Raw genomic sequence first — 17,959 nt, 5'->3', positions numbered from 1 at the left:
GCTGCCTCGCCGCGCTCGACGAGCTTGTTGTAGGTCGTCTGAGCGGCATCGGCATAGGTTTCGGCGAACTTGCGCAGCTCGTCGGAGCTGAGCCGGCCGCGCAGATCGGCGTACTGGCTGGGCAGGTCTTCCTGCAGCCGGTTGATCCGGGCGCGGCTCTCCTCGACGCGGGTCCCGGCGTCGCTTCGAGCATCGCCGGCCCGCTCGCGCAGCGCCGCGACGATCTCGTTGACGCGCTCGAGGGCAAGATCCGCGGCGCCGACGGCGGCGAGCAGCGGAGCCTTCAGATCATCGATGTCGAACTGGTTCTTGTCGTCAGCCATGGTCGTTCCTTTCAATTCACGTGTGTGGGGTCAATCAGCACTGAGCTCGTTATGGCTAGTGGGCGCTTTTCTTCAGTGGTCGACTCCTCGTCTGGTTCGCTGACACGGTCCGGTGCCCCTGCTGCGTCAAGGGCCACCTCGTTCTGCTGGCAGAAGGAGGTGTAGATGTCGAGCAGCACCTGCTTCTGCCGCTCGTTGATCGCCGTATCGGTGACGATCGCGTCACGAACCTCGTTGGTCTCACTCGGCTCGAGAATCCCAGCCTGGATGTAGAGCACCTCTGCGGAGACGCGGAGCGCTTTGGCGATCTGGTTGAGCACATCCGCCGAAGGTTTGCGCAGTCCCCGCTCGATCTGGCTGAGGTAGGGATTGCTGACGCCGGCCTTCTCGGCCAGCTGGCGCACGGAGACCTGGGCGGCCTCCCGTTGGCTCCGGATGAAGGAACCGATGTCCTGGGCCGCATTGGACACAACCGCGGCGAGTTTCTCCTCCTGCGCCATGAGTTGCCCCCTCGTGCGATGGGTATCCGTTACCGACGTCCTTCACGGTACGCCCGGGTGCTAACTTTTGCAAGCACTAGTTAGCGCAGGTCAGAAGGCTAAGTGGGCGACGGTGTAGATCACCAGGCCGGCCAGGGACCCCACCACGGTGCCGTTGATCCGGATGAACTGCAGATCCCGGCCGACGTGCAACTCGATGCGGCGGCTGGCCTCGGCGGCGTCCCAACGCTCGATGGTCTCGGTGATGATCGCGGTGATCTCGGCCCCGTACTGTGCGACCAGATGCTCGGCGCCGCGCGCGATCCAGGCGTCGACCTTGTCGCGCAGCGCGGCGTCCTCGCACAACGACTCACCGATCCGCATGACCGTATCGGCGGTTCGGGCTCGCAGCGCCGAGGACGGATCATCAACCCCCTCCAAGATCATGCGCTTGGCGGCGCACCACGCCGTCTCGGCCGCCCGGGTCACCTCGTCGCGGCTCATGATCTGCTCTTTGACGTTCTCGGCCTTCTGGATCGTGGCCGCATCGTTTTGCAGATCGTCGGCGAAGTCGAACAGGAACTTCGTCGCCGAGCGCCGCAGTTCGTGGTCGGGGTTACGGCGCACCTTGTCGGTGAAGTCCATCAGCTCGCGGTGGATCCGGTCGCCGACGAGATGGTCCACCCAGCGCGGTGACCATGTCGGGGAGTCACGTTCCACCACCCGTTCGATGACCTCGTCGGCGTTGAGCGACCACTGGAACGCGCGGTCGGCCAGCAACTGCAGCAGCGCCTCCTGACGCCCCTCGGCCAGCAGTGTCGAGAGCACCCGGCCCAGCGGGGGACCCCACTGCGGTTCGGCGATCCGCTTGACGATCATCCGGTCCAGCACCTGCTGGACGTCGTCGTCGCGCAACATCTCCACCAGCACCCGCAGCACGGTTGCGGTCTCGGCCGCGACCCGCTCGGCGTGCTCGCGGTCCGACAGCCACTTGCCGACCCGTCCGGCGACCTCGGCATTGCTCAGCTTGGTCTTGATGTTCTCCGGGGACAGGAAGTTCTCCCGGACGAAGTTGCCCAGGCCCTCCCCCAACTGGTCCTTCTTGCGCTTGATGATCGCGGTGTGCGGGATCGGGATTCCGAGCGGGTGCTTGAACAGCGCGGTGACCGCGAACCAGTCGGCCAGTGCGCCGACCATGCCGGCCTCGGCCGCGGCTCGCACGTAGCCGACCCAGGGGTCCGCGCCCCGGGACTGCGCCCAGCTGCACAGCAGGAAGATCACCGTCGCACCGAGCAGGAAGCTCAGCGCGACGACCTTCATCCGCCGCAGCGACCGGCGCCGCTCGGCGTCGCCCGCAGAATCGGCACCGGCAAGCGTCTCGGCGAAGCTCGGCCGGGCGGGGCCGGCGTCGGTCAGTCGGTGTGCCACGCACACCATCATCCGCTACCTGCGGGAGTGCGCCGTCCCAGCAATGCCGCGGGTCGGCCGTCCCCGTATCATCGACCAGGACAACGGAACGGATCAGCGCGAACGTGGCACAAACATCACCCTCGGCTGCGGCCAAGACGGATGGGCGCAAGCGTCGCTGGCATCGACATAAGGTCGAGCGGCGAAATGAGCTGGTAGATGGCACTCTGGAGGCCATCCGCCGGCTGGGCAGCAACGTCAGCATGGACGAGATCGCCGCGGAGATCGGCGTCTCCAAGACGGTGCTCTATCGATACTTCGTGGACAAGAACGATCTGACGACCGCGGTGATGATGCGGTTCGCGCAGACCACGCTGATCCCGAACATGGCCTCCGCACTGTCGTCGAATCTGGATGGCTACGAACTCACTCGCGAGATCATCCGCGTCTATGTCGCGACCGTCGCCGCCGAGCCCGAGCCGTACCAGTTCGTGATGGCCAACAACTCGGCCAGCAAGAGCAAAGCGGTCGCCGAGTCCGAGCGGATCATCGCCCGGATGCTCGCGGTGATGCTGCGCCGGCGCATGGTGGCCGTCGGCATGGACACCGGCGGTGTGGAGCCGTGGGCCTTCCATATCGTCGGGGGCGTGCAGTTGGCCACGCACTCCTGGATGTCGCATCCGAGAATGACCGCCGACGAGCTGATCGACTATCTGACGATGCTGTCGTGGAGTGCGCTGTGCGGGATCGTCGAGGTCAACGGCTCGCTGGACCGGTTCCGCCAGACCCCGCACCCCTCGCCCCTGCTTCCTGCTTCACTGGACGGATGAGCGAACCTCTCGATCTACCGTCGCTGTGGTCGCACGAACCGCACGAGCACCTCAAGTTCCGGCCGGGCGACCTGGTTTCGGCCATCGACACCGAGGCTACGCCCGGGTTCCGCGGCGACAAATCCGACGCCCCCACCCTGCAGGAGGAGCGAAATGTGCGCTTCGCCGAGCTGCAGGAGAAGCTGTACGCCAACAGCCGGGCCGGTGACAAGCGCTCGGTGCTGCTGGTGCTGCAGGGCATGGACACCGCGGGCAAGGGCGGTATCGTCAAACACGTTGTCGGCGGTGGCAATCCGCAGGGCATCCAGTACCGCAGCTTCGGAAAGCCCACCGCCGAGGAGCTTTCCCACCATTATCTGTGGCGGATTCGCAAGGCACTGCCGACAGCAGGCCACATCGGCGTGTTCGACCGCTCCCACTACGAGGACGTCCTGATCGTACGGGTGCACAATCTGGTGCCGCCGGAGGTCTGGGAGCCGCGTTACGACGAGATCAACGCCTTCGAGCGCGAACTCGTCGACGGCGGAATGTCGTTGGTGAAGGTGGCGATGTTCGTCTCGCTCGACGAACAGAAGCAGCGACTGGCCTCGCGGCTGGCGCGTCCCGACAAGTACTGGAAGTACAACCCGGCCGATATCGACGAGCGACGCAAATGGCCGCTGTACCAGCAGGCCTACCAGGCCATGCTCGACCGCACGTCGACCGACTACGCGCCCTGGCACGTCGTGCCGTGCAACCGGAAGTGGTACAGCCGGCTGGCCATCACCGAATTGCTCATCGAGGCGCTCAAACGACTCAACATGTCCTGGCCGCCACCGGATTTCGACGTCAAGGCGGAGAAGAAGCGGTTGGCCTCGGCTTGAAGGTTCGCCGAGTGTTCGGTTTCTGATGCGATCGGCGCGCTTTCGCATCAGATTTCGAACATTCGAGACCGCGGTCAGGAGCCGGGCCACCCTCTGCGGCGCAGCGCGCGCTCAGCGCGCCGCCAGATGTCATCGGGTGCAACACGCAGATGGCGTGCGCTGACGCGGATGATGATCCATCCGCAATCGGCGAGGAACTCCAGTCGGGCGATGTCGGCGCTGTGGGCCGTCGGATCCGTCCAGTGCTGTTCACCGTCATACTCGACGCCGACGCGGTAGTCCTCCCACCCCATGTCGATGCGGCGCACAGCTCGGCCCGAGGCGTTCCTGATCGGGATCTGGGTCTGCAGCCGCGGTGCGCCATCGCGGATCAGCCTCAGCCGGACCCGGGTCTCCTGCGGGGACTCCGCGCCACCGTCGACGAGCTCCAGCACCTCCCGCAAGCGGCGGATCCCCCGCGCGCCGGGATGCCTGGTGACAACTGCGCCCACGTCAGCGAGAGGACATCGGGTGGCGTTGAGTAGCGCGTCGATGCGAATGACCGCTTCGTCACCGGGGACTCGGCGTCCGATGTCGAAGACCGTGCGCGCCACCGAAGTGCAGTCGATGCTGCTGACCAGGCAGACCTCGTCGTCGAGCAGGGCTTCGCGACGGATCAGTATCCCGGGTGCCGTTGCCGCGCGCATGCGGGTCAGCTCGGCGGGGCCATCCGCCGGCAACCACCGGGAACCGTGCATCGCCGCCGCCGACAGTCCCGCCAGGGTGGCACGACGTCGGGACCACAACCACGCCGCATAGGCGCGGTCCCGGGCCGTCAGCGTCATACCTCGCGGCGCGTACACGTTGTGGTGCAGTTTGACGAAGCGCCGCCGCAGGTCCTGACGTGTCACCGTCCGGTCGGCGAGGGCTTCGGACCCGACGATGAGTTCTCGCACATAGCATTAGGCGCGCACCGAGCCGGATCGGTTCCCGACTGTCCGCATTGTGATGGCGAATCGGCCCGAACCCGTCAGAAAGCGGACACTCGGCGCCAGCTCAGTAGGTATAGAAGCCTTTGCCCGACTTCTTTCCGAGCTGCCCGGCCTCAACCATGCGCTGGAGCAGCGGCGGCGGTGCGTAGTGCGGATCGCGGTACTCGTCGTACATCGAGTCGGCAATCAGCTTCATGGTGTCCAGGCCGATCAGGTCCGAGAGTCGCAGCGGACCCATCGGGTGCGACAGTCCCGCCACCACCGCGGTGTCGATGTCCTCGACGCTGGCCACACCGGCCTCGGCCATTCGGATGGCCGACAGCAGGTAGGGCACCAGCAGCGCATTGACGATGAAGCCGGAACGGTCGCCGCAGCGCACCACCTTCTTGCCCAGCACCTCCCCGGCGAACTGCTCGACACGGGCCAGCGCAGCATCGGAGGTGACGAGGGTGTGGATCAGCTCGACCAGTGGCAGCACCGGCACCGGGTTGAAGAAGTGCAAACCCAGCACGCGGCTCGGATCCTTGGTCGCCGCAGCGATTTTCATGATCGGGATGCTGGACGTGTTCGACGCCAACACCGCATCGGGATCGGTGACGACGGCATCGAGCTCGGCGAAGACCTTGGTTTTGACCGCCTCGTCTTCGATGATCGCCTCGATGACCAGCTGGCGGTCGGCGAGATCGGACAGCTCGGTGGTCAACCTCAGGCGGCGCAGCGCGGCATCGCGGTCGGCCTCGGAGAGCTTGCCCTTGCTGGTGGCGCGCTCCAGCGACGAGGTGATGCGGTCGCGTCCCGCGTTGACCAGTGCGTCGCTCGGCTCGTAGACGACAACCTCGGCGCCGGCTTTGGCACACACCTCGGCGATCCCGCTGCCCATCTGTCCGGCGCCGACGACGCCCACCCGTTCAATGCTCACAAGCTCTCCTCTGTACGGCATCAGGCCCCGCCCAATATAAGGACGGGGCCTGATGGCAGAACCTACCGGCTCAGCGACCTAGTGGAACTGGCCCTCTTCGGTCGAACCGGACAGCGCCGTGGTCGAGCTGGTCGGATCCACAGTGGTGGCGATCCGGTCGAAGTAGCCGGCGCCGACCTCACGCTGGTGCTTGGTGGCGGTGTAACCGCGCTCCTCAGCGGCGAATTCGCGCTCCTGCAGGTCCACGTAGGCGGTCATCTGGTTGCGGGCGTAGCCGTAGGCCAGATCGAACATCGAGTAGTTGAGCGCGTGGAAACCGGCCAGCGTGATGAACTGGAACTTGAAGCCCATCGCGCCGAGTTCCTTCTGGAACTTTGCGATCGTCGCGTCGTCGAGGTGCTTGCGCCAGTTGAACGACGGCGAGCAGTTGTAGGCCAGCATCTGGTCCGGGAACTCGCTCTTGACGCCCTCGGCGAACTTCTTCGCCAGCTCGAGATCCGGGGTGCCGGTCTCCATCCAGATCAGGTCGGAGAACGGCGCGTAGGCCTTGGCGCGGGCGATGCAGGGCTCCAGGCCGTTCTTGACCCGGTAGAAGCCCTCGGCGGTGCGCTCACCGGTGATGAACGGGCGGTCGCGCTCGTCGACATCGGAGGTGATCAGCGTCGCGGCCTCGGCATCGGTGCGGGCGATGACGACAGTCGGCACGCCGGCCACGTCAGCGGCCAGCCGGGCCGAGGTCAAGGTGCGGATGTGCTGCTGGGTCGGGATCAGCACCTTGCCACCGAGGTGGCCGCACTTCTTCTCCGAGGCCAGCTGGTCTTCCCAGTGTGAGCCGGCGACACCGGCGGCGATCATCGCCTTCTGCAGCTCGTAGACGTTCAACGCGCCGCCGAAGCCGGCCTCACCGTCGGCCACGATCGGGGCCAGCCAGTTCTCCACCGAGGTGTCGCCCTCGACCTTGGCGATCTCGTCGGCACGCAGCAGCGCGTTGTTGATCCGGCGCACCACCTGCGGCACCGAGTTGGCCGGATACAGGCTCTGGTCGGGGTAGGTGTGACCGGACAGGTTCGCGTCACCGGCGACCTGCCAGCCCGACAGGTAGATGGCCTTGAGGCCGGCACGGACCTGCTGCACGGCCATGTTGCCGGTCAGCGCCCCCAGCGCATTGACGAAGTCCATGTCGTGGAGCTGCTCCCAGAGCACCTCGGCGCCGCGACGGGCCAAGGTGTGCTCCTCGACCACGTGACCCTGCAGCGCGACGACGTCGGCCGGGGTGTAGGTGCGGGTGACGCCCTTCCAGCGGGGGTTGTGGTCCCAATCGTGCTGAATCTGTTCCGGGCTCTTCGGCGTGCCAACGGTCGACATTGCGCAACTCCTTCATTGTGCACATCACGGTCGACCGGGAGGCCGCCGCAAATTGTTAATGCTCCAGCCAGATGTCTGGTGCGTTAACTCGAGGATGCCCCAACCCATAACTGCAGGTCCACAACTTTCCTCTGCGAACTTTCGCCAACTAACGATGACAACTTGCAAACTTTGCTAAGTCCGTCATCACTAAACCGGTTCAGAAGTTACCGAGTGGTAGCGAATTTCCGCAGGTCAGTACGCCCGTACTGTTAACGGTTCAAGATCACAGGGCGAAGATCGCCGCGACCGCTTTGGTCTGGTCGCCGACGGCGTATGTGAGCGTTGTAACAGTGCGATCGGTCAGCTCGACGCCGAACTGGTCGGTGGAGCCGGGCGGATGGACGTGGCGCAGGATCTCGAGTTTCTCACCGAGAGCCACCGGGAGGTCGTGCTCGATCGTCACCCGCAGCGGTGCGCGCATCAGCTCGGGTTCGGAGGCGAGGAAATCCTCCACCACGCTCCAATAGACCGAGTTGTTCATGTGGTCGAAGATGTCGATGTCGCTGACCCGCATGGGGAAGTTGAGCACCGCGGCGGCATCTTCGCGTGCTCCGCCCTTGAGATAGGGCTTCCAGCGCAGCCGGTTCTCGTCGGTGGTGCGACGCAGACCTTCGATGAAGTCGTCGGAGATGCGCGCGGGCCCCTGGGTCTCCCGGTTGATGTTGATCCAGAACGCCTCGGATTCGACCAGCCCGCCCTTGCGTCCGTCGATCCGCACCCGCATCTCGCACCAACGATTCGACGTACCCGAACACCAGCGCCGCAGCCGCAGGATGTCCTTGAACACGATGGGCTCGATCATGTCGATCATGGTCCGCCGCACGATCCACAGCGGATGGGTTTGTTCGTACCCCATTTCGCGCAGCTGATCGGTACCGACGTCTTGAATGTGGCGAGTGGCCGCGTCGAACTTGAGCCGACCCTCACGGTCGACGTCGGCGACCCGCAGCGGCCACTGGATGTCGAAAACGTCGGGGTGCGGGTCAGGTACCGGCATCAGCGTCTTGGCCAAGCTCACGAAACTTGATACTGCCACACCGGCCAGGCTTCCCACCTTTGCGAATTATTGGTTAGCAGCCCAGCTATTGTGGTTGACGTGGCCAAGACGTTCGTCGGTGCGCGCTTGCGTCAGCTGCGCGGTGAGCGTGGTTTCAGCCAGGCGGCGCTGGCCCAGATGCTGGAGATCTCGGCGAGCTACCTCAACCAGATCGAGCACGACGTCCGGCCCCTGACGGTTCCGGTCTTGCTGCGCATCACCGAGGTTTTCGGTGTCGATGCGACGTTCTTCGCTTCACAGGACGACACCCGGCTGATCGCCGAACTGCGTGAGGTCCTGCTCGACCGTGACCTCGACGTCGAGGTGGATGCCACCGAGGTCGCCGACATGGTCGGCACCCACCCCGCATTGGCCCGCGCGATGGTCAACCTGCACCGGCGCTACCAACTGACCACCACGCGGCTGGCCGCGGCCACCGAGGGCCGGTTCAACGACGGAAGCGGTTCGGGCTCGGGCGCGATCACGATGCCCCACGAGGAAGTGCGTGATTACTTCTACCAACGGCAGAACTATCTGCACGACCTCGACACCGCCGCCGAGGAGCTGACCTCGGGCATGCGGATCCAGCGTGGTGAACTCGCCGGGGACCTGTCCGACCGGCTGCGGTTCGTCCACGGGGTCACCATCCGCCGCCACGACCTCGGGGAGAGTGTGCTGCACCGCTTCGACCCCGCGTCGAAAACCCTGCACCTCAACGCGCAACTGGCGCCGGGCCAGCGAGTGTTCCGGATGGCCTCCGAACTGGCCTTCCTCGAATACGGAGAGCTGATCGAAAAGCTCACCGACGAGGGCAAGTTCACCAGCGACGAGTCGCGCCGGCTGGCCCGGATGGGGTTGGCCAACTACTTCGCCGCCGCGACGGTACTGCCCTACGCACAGTTCCACCAGGTGGCCGAGCAGTTCCGCTACGACATCGAACGGCTCTCGGCGTACTACTCGGCCAGCTACGAAACCATCTGCCATCGACTGTCCACGCTGCAGCGGCCCTCGATGCGCGGGGTCCCGTTCTCCTTCGTGCGCGTCGACCGTGCCGGAAACATGTCAAAACGGCAATCCGCCACCGGATTTCACTTCTCGTCTTCCGGTGGAACTTGTCCGCTGTGGAACGTCTACGAGACGTTTGCCAACCCTGGCAAGATCCTGGTGCAGATCGCCGAGATGCCCGATGGCCGCAGCTACCTGTGGGTGGCGCGCACGGTGGAACGACGCGCGGCGCGCTATGGTCAACCGGGCAAGACGTTCGCGATCGGCGTCGGCTGCGAACTGCGGCACGCCCACCGGCTGGTCTATTCGGAAGGCTTGGACCTGCACAGTGACTCCAACGTTCGCGCGACCCCGATCGGCGCCGGCTGCCGCGTCTGCGAACGCGACAACTGCCCGCAGCGGGCCTTTCCGGCCCTCGGTCGCGCCCTGGACATCGACGAACACCGCTCCACGGTGTCGCCCTACCTGGTGAGGCCCGCATGAATTACCCCGTACGCATTCCGCCCGGTGGGTTCAAAGAACTCGGCCCGATCAATTGGGCTGCAGCCAAACTCGGCGCCCGCAAGATCCGCGCCCCCCGGTTCAGCCTGTTCAACGTACTGGGGCGGCATCGCCTGCTGTTCTGGGCCTGGCTACCGCTGTCGGGTTATCTGCTCTACACCGGCAAGTTACCCCGCCGCGATGCCGAGATCGTGATCCTGCGGGTGGGTCATCTTCGCGGTTGTGAGTATGAGCTGCAACAACATCGGCGACTGGCGCGCAGCCGGGGCGTGGACGCCGACACCCAGGTGCGCATCTTCACCGGCCCGGATGCCGAGGGACTGTCCGACCGGGAACGGGTTTTGATCACCGCCACCGACGAGTTCGTCGTCACCCGCGGAGTCTCCGGCCAGACCTGGCAGCGGCTGGCCCAGCATCTGAGCACCCCGCAATTGATCGAATTCTGCATGCTGGCAGCACAATACGACGGCCTAGCGGCCACCATCACCACGCTGGGTGTGCCGCTGGACTTCCCGGACTGAGTTCATCGGCGGCGACGACGACGCAGTTTCCGCCGCGCTGCTTGGCCTCGTACATCGCCGTGTCGGCGGCTTTGATCACCTGATCGATCCGGGCCTGCGCCGCAGCGCAGGTCGCCACGCCGATGCTCACGCTGACCGCAGGCTCCCCCGACGCGGACACCGCCGAACAGACCCGCTCGGCGAAGAGGGCAGCCCGCCGCGCCGGGATCCGGTCCAGCACCAGGAATTCCTCGCCGCCCCAGCGCACGACGACGGCGTCGCTGCGCACACTGGATCGGATCCGGCGCGCCGTCCGGATCAGCACGTCGTCGCCGACCGCGTGCCCGAGGGTGTCGTTGACGTTCTTGAAGCCGTCGACGTCGATCAGCAGTGCACTCAGGTCCGCCTCGGCGGGCGCGGCCTCGTTGAGCCTTTGCACCGCGACAGCCACCCCTCGACGGTTGGTCAGCTCGGTCAGCGGGTCGATCAGTGACTGCATCGAACTCGACTGCAGCAGCCAGAAACCGAATTGCAGCGCCGGCAGGATGCATACCGTGACCAGCAGCGCGATCACGGCCCGCGACACCGCCACCTGGAGTCCGTGATCTGGTGTGGCCGCTGCCAGCCAGATCGCGATGCCGACCACACTGGCGATGCACCATGCGATATGGACGAGGTGCAGTCGCGGACCGTGGAAGAACGCCACGTAGCCGCCGGCGCAGAGCAGGATCGGAATTCCCGACATGGCCAAGTTGGGATCGCCGAACAGCAACGTCGACATTGTCATGATCACGTCGACATAGACCACCAGCGCCGCGGACTCCCGCATACCGGGCCATGCCAGCAGCGCCCAGCGCAGCGCCCAGGCCAGCGAGCCCACCCCCACGACCGCCCAGCCGACCCGGAACAGTGCGCTGTCGGCGCCCGGCGGTTGGACGGCGTTGATCAGTGCCAGCAGGCCCATTACCGCGCCGATTCCGGCGATCACATGGCGCAGGACGGCCAGCAGTCCGCGACTTCGCAGGAACTCGATCCGCCACTCGTAGTCGTCGCGCTGCCGCCACCATTGGCGCAGCAATCCCCCCAATGCGCCGTCGCCCACCCGCTCAGTATCGTCGCTCGTGCACGTCAGCGAGGCACAATCGGCGATGTCCCGGCGGCGGGTTCTGTGCCGTCAGCTAAAGGTAGGTGACGCCCAGAACCACCAGTGACAACAGCACCGGCGCCACCGGAAGCGTCCACCAGAACGCGGTCCACACCTGCGAGTTCGGATTCCGGCGGCGCTGCCAGGTAGCGCGGCCGGCCAGGCCGGCGGCCACACCGACCAGCAGTGACACCGCGGCCACCACCAGCACCCAGGTGGAGACGCTCGTCGTCGCGATGGCCGCCGAGATCCCGGCCAGCCACAGGATGTGGCCTACCAGCAACCCGCCGAGACCGGCGACCCAGATCGCCCTCAACTAGAAGTTGATCATGTGGCCGACCAGGCCGTGGAAGCATTCCTGCATGGCCTCCGACAGGGTCGGGTGGGTGTGCACGTTGCGGGCCAGTTCGTGGGCGGTCAGGTCCCACTTCTGCGCCAATGTCAGCTCGGGCAGCAGCTCCGACACGTCGGGGCCGATCAGGTGTCCGCCGAGCAGCTCGAGGTGTTTCCTGTCGGCGACGAGCTTGACGAACCCGGTCGGTTCGGCCAGGCCGTGGGCCTTGCCGTTCGCGGTGAACGGGAACTTCGCGACGACAACGTCGTATCCCTCTTCGCGAGCCTGATCCTCGGTGAGCCCGAAGCTGGCGACCTGCGGCTGGCAGAACGTGGCGCGCGGCAGCATCCGGTAGTCCCCCAGGGCCAGGGTCTCGGCTCCGGCGATGGTCTCGGCAGCGACCACGCCCATCGCCTCGGCGACGTGGGCCAGCTGCAGCTTGCCGGTGACGTCACCGATGGCATAGATGTGGCTGACGTTGGTGCGCATGTAGTCGTCGATACCGATGGCCTTGCGGTCGGTGAGCTCGACCCCCGCCTTGTCCAGCCCGAAGCCCTCGACGTTGGGCGCAAAACCGATGGCCTGCAGCACCCGGTCGGCCTTGAGCTCGTCGCTGTTGCCGTCCTTGGAGACCTTCACCGTCACCGTCGACCCGTCGTCGTCGATGGACTCGACCTTGGTGCCGGTCAGGATCTTCACGCCGAGCTTCTTGTACTGCTTCTCGATCTCCTTGGAGACCTCGGCGTCCTCATTGGGCAGCGCGCGCGGCAGGAACTCGACGATCGTGACGTCGACGCCGTAGTTCTTCATCACATAGGCGAACTCCATGCCGATCGCGCCGGCGCCGGCGATGACGATCGAGCCGGGCAACTCCCGGTCCATGATCTGTTCTTCGTAGGTGACGACGTTCTCCGACAGCGACGTGTTCGGTACCAGTTTGGTGCTGGCACCGGTCGCGATGATCGCGTGGTCGAACTCGACCGTCTGAGTCTCTCCCTCGTTGAGATCCACCTCGATGCTGTTGGCGCCGGTGAACTTCCCGTAGCCGTGGATCTCGGTGATCTTGTTCTTCTTCATCAGGAAGTGCACGCCGGCGACGCGGCCGTCGGCGACCTTGCGACTACGGTCGAAGGCTGCCCCGTAGTCGAATTCAGCCTCCCCGCTGATGCCGAACGTCTTGGCCTGTTTGGTGAAGATATGGGCCAGTTCGGCGTTGCGCAGCAAGGCTTTCGACGGGATGCACCCGACGTTCAGACACACCCCGCCCCAGTACTTGGGTTCGATGATGGCGGTGTTGAGCCCGAGTTGGGCGGCGCGGATGGCTGCGACGTATCCGCCGGGGCCGGCTCCGAGAACGACGACGTCATAGTGAGTCACGTCCCCAACCCTAGTGGTCGCGGCAAGGCCAGCGCGTCATCGGCGAGCGCCTGGACCAATCCGGGGTCATGGCTGACCAGAACCACCGCGGCCCCGGCTGCGGCGAACTCGCCGAGCACGGAAACCACCGAGCCGGTGGCGATCGGGTCGAGCATCGCGGTCGGCTCGTCACACAGCACGTAGCGCGCCCGCTGAACCACCGCACGGCCCAGGCAGGCCCGCTGCAGCTGACCGTCGCTGACCTGTCCCGGGTAACGGTCCAGCAGCGCCGGTTCCAGCCCGACCCGCACGGCAACCTCATCGATGCTGCCAGAGCCGGACGGCTCGCCCCGGATCGTGGCCGGTTCGGCGATGATCTGCGCCAACGTCCAGCGGGGATTGCAGACCAGCCGGGGATGCTGAGCCAACAGCGCCACCGACCCCGGGACCGGCCGGGGGTCGCCGTCGTAGTGGACTTCGCCGGCGTCAGGTGTGAGCAGCCCCGCCAGCACCCGCAGCAGCGTGGTCTTCCCGCTGCCGGATACCCCGGTGACACCGGTGACGGCGCCGGCCGGCGCGGCCACGTCGACCCGGTCCAGCACCGACCTGCCTGCCAGGGTGACGACGATGCCGGTGGCGCGGATCCCGGTCATACCGGCACGGTCCCGAGCAGCGCCCGCTGGTACGGGTCGGCTCTGGTCAGCACCTCGCCCAGCGGATCCTGGGAGAGCACGGTGCCGCGGGCCATCACCGCGACCTCGTCGCAGACCTCGGCGCGCAGCAACGACGGCATGTCGTGGGTGATCACCAGCACCGCGGCCCCGGCAGCGGCCGCATCACCGAGTAACCGCCACACCAGCGCGGCATTGTCGGGGTCCAGCGCCGAGGTCGGCTCGTCGGCGATCAACAGACCAGGACGCCCGGCCAACGCTGCGGCGATCGCGACACGCTGCGCCATCCCGCCGGAGAGTTCGTGCGGGTAGCGGTCTGAGACGGAGTCCGGCAGCGCGACGGCCGCACACAGCTGCTCCGGCGAGCGGTCGGCGCCGAGGCGCGCGCAGACCTCGGCCAATTGGGAGCCGACGGTGCGCACCGGCGTGAGTGAGGTCGCAGCAGACTGCGGAACCACGCCGATGTGCCGCCCGCGCAGCGTCCGCCAGGCGCGTTCGTCGTCCGGCCGTAGCTCACGCGCACCGATGTGCACCTGCCCCCGCACCCGGGAGCCCGGCGGCATCAGTCCGGACAGCGCGGCGGCGACAAGCGACTTCCCGCAACCGGACTCACCGACCAGCGCGGTCACCCGGCCTGCGGTGACCACCAGGTCGACCGCGTCGAGGACGGACACCGCAGCCGAGCGCCGGCCCCGCCGCAGGTCGATGTCGACGGTCAGGCCGGTCAGCCGCGCGGCGGGGGTCACCACACCTGTCCCGACGGGGGGCGGTGCCGGCTGCGCAATGATGCGCCGGCCATCGCGAAGGCCAGGGCGGTGGCGATGAGTGCCGCTGCGGGGACCGCCAACGTCCACCACGCGCCGGTGAGGACGGCGCCGCGGGCCTCACTGAGCAAGGTGCCGAGGCTGGCGCGGTCCGGTGAGAGGCCGACGCCGAGAAACGACAGTGTCGATTCGTGCCACACCGCGTGCGGAAGCAGCACCACCATCGCCACCAGCGCCTGCGCCGTCACCGCCGGAGCCAGGTGCCGCCGCGCGACGAACCATCGGGAGCCACCGGCCAGTCGCGCGGTCTCCACCCATCCGGCCTCGGCGACCGCCAACAGTTCGGCGCGCACCACCCGGGCCACCGCCGGCCAGTGCGTCAACGCGATCGAGGCGATGATCGCCAGCGGCGCACCGCGCCACATCGCGGCGATCACGATGCCGAGCACCAGATGGGGCAAGGCGTTGACGCCGTCGACCAGCCGCATCACCACCGCGTCGAGCCATCCGCCGGCCAGCGCCGCAAGGACACCGACGGCCGCACCCAGCACGGTGGCGGCGATTGCGCAGATCACCGCGATCAACAGCGACATCTGCAGCCCCTCGGCGGTGCGGGTGAGCAGGTCATAGCCCGAATGATCGGTTCCGGCAAGGTGTTCGGCGCTCGGTGGCCGAAGGGCGGCCGAGAAATCGGCGATCTGCTCACCGGCGAACAGCGGGATACCCACCGCGGTGACGGCGATGATGCCCAGAACGATCCACGGCCACCTCAGACCGGGCCGCAGGCGCTGCAATACCGGAACGCTCATGCGGCCATCCGGATGCGCGGATCGAGGGCGACCGCGGCAGCATCGGAGAGCGCCGAACCGGCCAGCACCGCCACCGCAGCCGCAACCGTCAGCGCGGCCAGTAGCGGGAAGTCCAGTGCGGCAGCGGAATCCACCAACACCGCAGCCATGCCCGGCCAACCGAACACGGTCTCGACGATGGCCGCGCCGGCGATCAGCTCGGGCAACCGGGTGCCCAGCAGCGCCAGGGTGGGCAGCACCGAGACCGGCGCGATGTGGCCGCGCAGCAGTGCCCAGCCGTGGACACCGCGAGACCGGGCTCCGCGCACCGCATCGGAGTCGACGCTTTCCACCACCGCCGCGCGGGTGGTCAACAACAGCCACGGGATCATCGAGACCGTCAGCGCGATCCAGGGCAGGATGCCGTAGCGCAGCACGCCTGACACCGTGTAGTCCGCGCCTGGCGCGGCAGCCCCCGACGCGGGCAACCAGCGCAGGCCCACGGCCACCACGACCACCAAGGCCAGCGACACCACGAACGGCGGCACCGCGGCGAAGGTCACCGAGAGCCCGGTGAGCAGCCGGTCGATCAGGCCACCGCGGCGCATACCGGCCAGGCACCCCAGCACGATGGCCAGCACGGTGGCGGTCAGCAGCGCGGCCCCGGACAAGGCCAACGTGAACGGCAGCCGTTCGGCCAGCACCGTGGCCACCGGCTGGGACTGGGTCGACGACCACCCCAGGTCACCGCGGGCCAGTCCACCCAGCCACTGCCACCACGCCCCGTACCAGGACTGATCGGTGTTGTAGGCCGCGCGCATGGCGTCGCGCTGGGACGGGGTGGCGAACTGATAGTTGCCGCCCAGATACGCGGCCAATGGATCGAACGGGGACAGCGACGCGACAGCGAAGATCGCTGCCGAGATGGCCGCGGTCAACGGAACCGCGATGGCGGTGCGCACGGCCAGCAGCCGCGCGGCCGCCCGCAGCGGCCGGACCTGCCGTCCCGCCGGGGCGTGCTCGGCGACGGTCGCCGGGGTCAGCGTGTCCATCGGGCGATGTCCCACCACGGTCCCCAGGACACTCCGTGCGAGTGGGGCTCCATGATCGGCGCCGTCTGCGTCCAGCCCCGGTCGCGGTAGGCGTAGGTGTGGTCGAGGAATGCCAGGAATACATACGACGGCTGCTCGGCGTAGGTGGCCTGGATGTCGCGGTAGAGACGGTCCTTGTCGGGACCGGTGGCCGCCTGGGCGGCAGCCTCGAGCATCTCGTCGAGACCGGGCGCGGTGAAGTTGCCCGGGTTCGAGTACGGCGAGGAGTCCGCGACGCGGGTGTGCAGTGTGTCGTAGACCTGGGAATCGATGCTGTAGGGCCGCGAGCCGCCGCCGAGCACCACCGCCGAATCCCCGAACCGGGTGTCGATCTCGTCCCAGCTGGTGCCGCGCGGCCGCACGTCGATGCCCAGCGGTCGCATGGCCGCGGCGAAGGCCACGGCCAGATCTCGTCGCAACGTGTCCTGGGCGTTGTAGAGCAGTTCGAACGACGCGGGGACACCGTCTCGTTCGCGGATCTGATTGGCGCCCACCCGCCACCCGGCGTCGTCGAGGATGGCATCGGCACCCTCGATGTCGAAGGCGAACCGGGCGTCGGGGTTGTGAGCCGCGCCGTAGGCCTCGGCAACCGGGGTGCTGGCTTCGCGACCGTATCCGAGCAGGACGTCGCGCACCATCGCCGCGCGGTCGACGCCGAGGTTCATCGCCAGGCGGGCGCGGACATCCGCGGTGAACAGATTGCCGGCCGGCAGCGCCACCGCGCGCCAGTCCGCGGATTGCACGCCGACGGTCTCGACGTCGTCGCCGCCGACCGAATCGAGCAGTCGGGGCGGCAGATTCGTTCCGTCGACCGCGCCGGAGGCCATGCTCTGGGCGCGCGCGTTGTCGTCCGGGGCGTAGGTGTAGACCAGGCGCCTGACCTGCGGTGGGTCACCCCAATAGTCGTCGCGCGCGACGAGCACCGCCTGGTCGGGCCGCAGGCTCTCCAGCCGGTAGGGGCCGGTACCCACCGGCGCGGTGTTGACCGCCCAGTCGGCGGCCGGGGCGGCCTGCACCTGCTCCGAGGGCAGGATGCCGAGCAGCAGATGGGGCCGGGGGTCGGCGGCGGTGTTCAACTCCACGGTGACCGCATCGGCACCGTCGGCGGCGATCGACACGATGGGCGCCACCGAGGTGGAGATCTCCGAGGCCACCTGCGGGTCGGCGACGGCGGTGTAGGTGGCGACCACGTCGGCCGAGTCGAAGGCGCTGCCGTCGGAAAACACCACGCCGGTGCGCAACGGAATGCGCCAGCGATTCGGACCGATCGGTTCGGGATCCTGTTCGGCCAGCGCCGGCCTCAGTTCGGGCACCACGGTGTCGGTGGTCGCGCTCGGCCGGTACAGCCCGTCGTAGATCGGCGAAACGCCGGACTCGGAATACCCGTTCACCGGGTTGTACGCGCCGAGTTCGTAACCCTCGGCGAGCACAATCTGGTCGGTGCTGTCCCGGCCGGGCTGCCCGGCGCAGGCTGCGAGGACCGCAACAGTCAGGGCGCAGGCGAGCGCTGCGCGGCGATTCATCTGTTTATCTGAACATATGAATGGCCCCGGCGGCCAACCAGACCGTC

The 17,959-nt window shown here is 67.2% G+C and carries 18 protein-coding genes; 4 read left to right on the top strand and 14 right to left on the bottom strand.

Annotated features, from left to right (window positions below; genetic code table 11):
- Positions 1–334: 334 nt before the first annotated feature.
- Positions 335–823, bottom strand: a complete 489-nt coding sequence (locus KXD98_RS02685; RefSeq protein WP_260761754.1) for a helix-turn-helix domain-containing protein — start codon at positions 821–823, stop codon at positions 335–337.
- A gap of 90 nt (positions 824–913) precedes the next feature.
- On the bottom strand, positions 914–2,242 hold the full coding sequence (locus tag KXD98_RS02680; protein ID WP_260761753.1) for a DUF445 domain-containing protein: 1,329 nt from the start codon (positions 2,240–2,242) through the stop codon (positions 914–916).
- 92 nt (positions 2,243–2,334) lie between these two features.
- Here KXD98_RS02680 and KXD98_RS02675 point away from each other — a divergent pair, with 92 nt between their 5' ends.
- A complete protein-coding gene (locus KXD98_RS02675) occupies positions 2,335–3,039 on the top strand; it encodes a TetR/AcrR family transcriptional regulator (RefSeq protein WP_260761752.1) in 705 nt (234 codons plus the stop codon).
- Entirely contained in the window at positions 3,036–3,902 is an 867-nt protein-coding gene (locus KXD98_RS02670; protein WP_260761751.1) for a polyphosphate kinase 2 family protein, read from the top strand. The genes KXD98_RS02675 and KXD98_RS02670 overlap by 4 nt, the downstream gene beginning before the upstream one ends.
- A gap of 74 nt (positions 3,903–3,976) precedes the next feature.
- Here KXD98_RS02670 and KXD98_RS02665 read toward each other — a convergent pair whose 3' ends face one another.
- The 4 genes from KXD98_RS02665 to KXD98_RS02650 form a co-directional block, all read right to left on the bottom strand.
- Complete coding sequence (locus KXD98_RS02665) at positions 3,977–4,837, bottom strand: hypothetical protein (RefSeq protein WP_260761750.1); 861 nt, start codon at positions 4,835–4,837, stop codon at positions 3,977–3,979.
- Between the two features lie 100 nt (positions 4,838–4,937).
- Positions 4,938–5,813 carry a 3-hydroxybutyryl-CoA dehydrogenase gene (locus KXD98_RS02660; protein WP_260761749.1) on the bottom strand — a complete coding sequence of 292 codons (876 nt, stop codon included), beginning with the start codon at positions 5,811–5,813 and terminating at the stop codon, positions 4,938–4,940.
- Between the two features lie 57 nt (positions 5,814–5,870).
- A complete protein-coding gene (gene aceA / locus KXD98_RS02655) occupies positions 5,871–7,157 on the bottom strand; it encodes an isocitrate lyase (protein ID WP_260761748.1) in 1,287 nt (428 codons plus the stop codon).
- A 265-nt stretch (positions 7,158–7,422) separates the two neighbouring features.
- Positions 7,423–8,196: an acyl-[acyl-carrier-protein] thioesterase gene (locus KXD98_RS02650; RefSeq protein ID WP_260764941.1), complete on the bottom strand. Its 774-nt coding sequence runs from the start codon at positions 8,194–8,196 to the stop codon at positions 7,423–7,425.
- A 99-nt stretch (positions 8,197–8,295) separates the two neighbouring features.
- Between KXD98_RS02650 and ramB the strand changes: the two genes are divergently transcribed.
- Positions 8,296–9,723 carry an acetate metabolism transcriptional regulator RamB gene (gene ramB / locus KXD98_RS02645; protein WP_260761747.1) on the top strand — a complete coding sequence of 476 codons (1,428 nt, stop codon included), beginning with the start codon at positions 8,296–8,298 and terminating at the stop codon, positions 9,721–9,723.
- Positions 9,720–10,262 (top strand): carboxymuconolactone decarboxylase family protein, encoded by a 543-nt coding sequence (locus KXD98_RS02640; RefSeq protein WP_260761746.1) that lies wholly within the window; start codon positions 9,720–9,722, stop codon positions 10,260–10,262. Before ramB ends, KXD98_RS02640 begins: the two co-directional genes overlap by 4 nt.
- On the opposite strand, the gene KXD98_RS02635 is transcribed toward KXD98_RS02640, so the two are convergent.
- The 8 genes from KXD98_RS02635 to KXD98_RS02600 form a co-directional block, all read right to left on the bottom strand.
- A complete protein-coding gene (locus tag KXD98_RS02635; RefSeq protein ID WP_260761745.1) occupies positions 10,225–11,343 on the bottom strand; it encodes a diguanylate cyclase in 1,119 nt (372 codons plus the stop codon). The genes KXD98_RS02640 and KXD98_RS02635 overlap by 38 nt on opposite strands.
- A gap of 76 nt (positions 11,344–11,419) precedes the next feature.
- Positions 11,420–11,701 carry a hypothetical protein gene (locus KXD98_RS02630; protein ID WP_260761744.1) on the bottom strand — a complete coding sequence of 94 codons (282 nt, stop codon included), beginning with the start codon at positions 11,699–11,701 and terminating at the stop codon, positions 11,420–11,422.
- Entirely contained in the window at positions 11,702–13,096 is a 1,395-nt protein-coding gene (lpdA, locus tag KXD98_RS02625) for a dihydrolipoyl dehydrogenase (protein WP_260761743.1), read from the bottom strand. It abuts the gene before it with no gap.
- On the bottom strand, positions 13,093–13,728 hold the full coding sequence (locus KXD98_RS02620) for an ABC transporter ATP-binding protein (RefSeq protein WP_260761742.1): 636 nt from the start codon (positions 13,726–13,728) through the stop codon (positions 13,093–13,095). The genes lpdA and KXD98_RS02620 overlap by 4 nt, the downstream gene beginning before the upstream one ends.
- Entirely contained in the window at positions 13,725–14,492 is a 768-nt protein-coding gene (locus KXD98_RS02615) for an ATP-binding cassette domain-containing protein (RefSeq protein WP_260761741.1), read from the bottom strand. The genes KXD98_RS02620 and KXD98_RS02615 overlap by 4 nt, the downstream gene beginning before the upstream one ends.
- Positions 14,489–15,319, bottom strand: coding sequence for an ABC transporter permease (locus KXD98_RS02610; protein ID WP_260761740.1), 831 nt, complete (start codon positions 15,317–15,319; stop codon positions 14,489–14,491). Before KXD98_RS02610 ends, KXD98_RS02615 begins: the two co-directional genes overlap by 4 nt.
- A complete protein-coding gene (locus KXD98_RS02605; RefSeq protein WP_260761739.1) occupies positions 15,316–16,350 on the bottom strand; it encodes an ABC transporter permease in 1,035 nt (344 codons plus the stop codon). The genes KXD98_RS02610 and KXD98_RS02605 overlap by 4 nt, the downstream gene beginning before the upstream one ends.
- The gene (locus KXD98_RS02600) at positions 16,338–17,912 is read right to left on the bottom strand and encodes an ABC transporter substrate-binding protein (RefSeq protein WP_260761738.1); all 1,575 of its coding nucleotides are present in this window, start codon (positions 17,910–17,912) and stop codon (positions 16,338–16,340) included. The genes KXD98_RS02605 and KXD98_RS02600 overlap by 13 nt, the downstream gene beginning before the upstream one ends.
- Positions 17,913–17,959 lie beyond the last annotated feature (47 nt).

This window comes from Mycobacterium sp. SMC-4, from assembly GCF_025263265.1.
Classification (GTDB): domain Bacteria; phylum Actinomycetota; class Actinomycetes; order Mycobacteriales; family Mycobacteriaceae; genus Mycobacterium.
The sequence above is the reverse complement of the archived record's forward strand: the minus strand, read 5'-3'. Positions and strand labels throughout refer to the sequence as shown.

What these genes read in the sequence shown, in the direction of transcription:
- KXD98_RS02685 (WP_260761754.1), bottom strand. Translation starts at nt 823, where the DNA reads ATGGCGCAGGAGGAGAAACTCGCCGCGGTTGTGTCCAATGCGGCCCAG.
- KXD98_RS02680 (WP_260761753.1), bottom strand. Translation starts at nt 2,242, where the DNA reads ATGATGGTGTGCGTGGCACACCGACTGACCGACGCCGGCCCCGCCCGG.
- KXD98_RS02670 (WP_260761751.1), top strand. Translation starts at nt 3,036, where the DNA reads ATGAGCGAACCTCTCGATCTACCGTCGCTGTGGTCGCACGAACCGCAC.
- KXD98_RS02660 (WP_260761749.1), bottom strand. Translation starts at nt 5,813, where the DNA reads ATGCCGTACAGAGGAGAGCTTGTGAGCATTGAACGGGTGGGCGTCGTC.
- aceA (WP_260761748.1), bottom strand. Translation starts at nt 7,157, where the DNA reads ATGTCGACCGTTGGCACGCCGAAGAGCCCGGAACAGATTCAGCACGAT.
- KXD98_RS02650 (WP_260764941.1), bottom strand. Translation starts at nt 8,196, where the DNA reads ATGCCGGTACCTGACCCGCACCCCGACGTTTTCGACATCCAGTGGCCG.
- KXD98_RS02640 (WP_260761746.1), top strand. Translation starts at nt 9,720, where the DNA reads ATGAATTACCCCGTACGCATTCCGCCCGGTGGGTTCAAAGAACTCGGC.
- KXD98_RS02620 (WP_260761742.1), bottom strand. Translation starts at nt 13,728, where the DNA reads ATGACCGGGATCCGCGCCACCGGCATCGTCGTCACCCTGGCAGGCAGG.
- KXD98_RS02610 (WP_260761740.1), bottom strand. Translation starts at nt 15,319, where the DNA reads ATGAGCGTTCCGGTATTGCAGCGCCTGCGGCCCGGTCTGAGGTGGCCG.
- KXD98_RS02605 (WP_260761739.1), bottom strand. Translation starts at nt 16,350, where the DNA reads ATGGACACGCTGACCCCGGCGACCGTCGCCGAGCACGCCCCGGCGGGA.
- KXD98_RS02600 (WP_260761738.1), bottom strand. Translation starts at nt 17,912, where the DNA reads ATGAATCGCCGCGCAGCGCTCGCCTGCGCCCTGACTGTTGCGGTCCTC.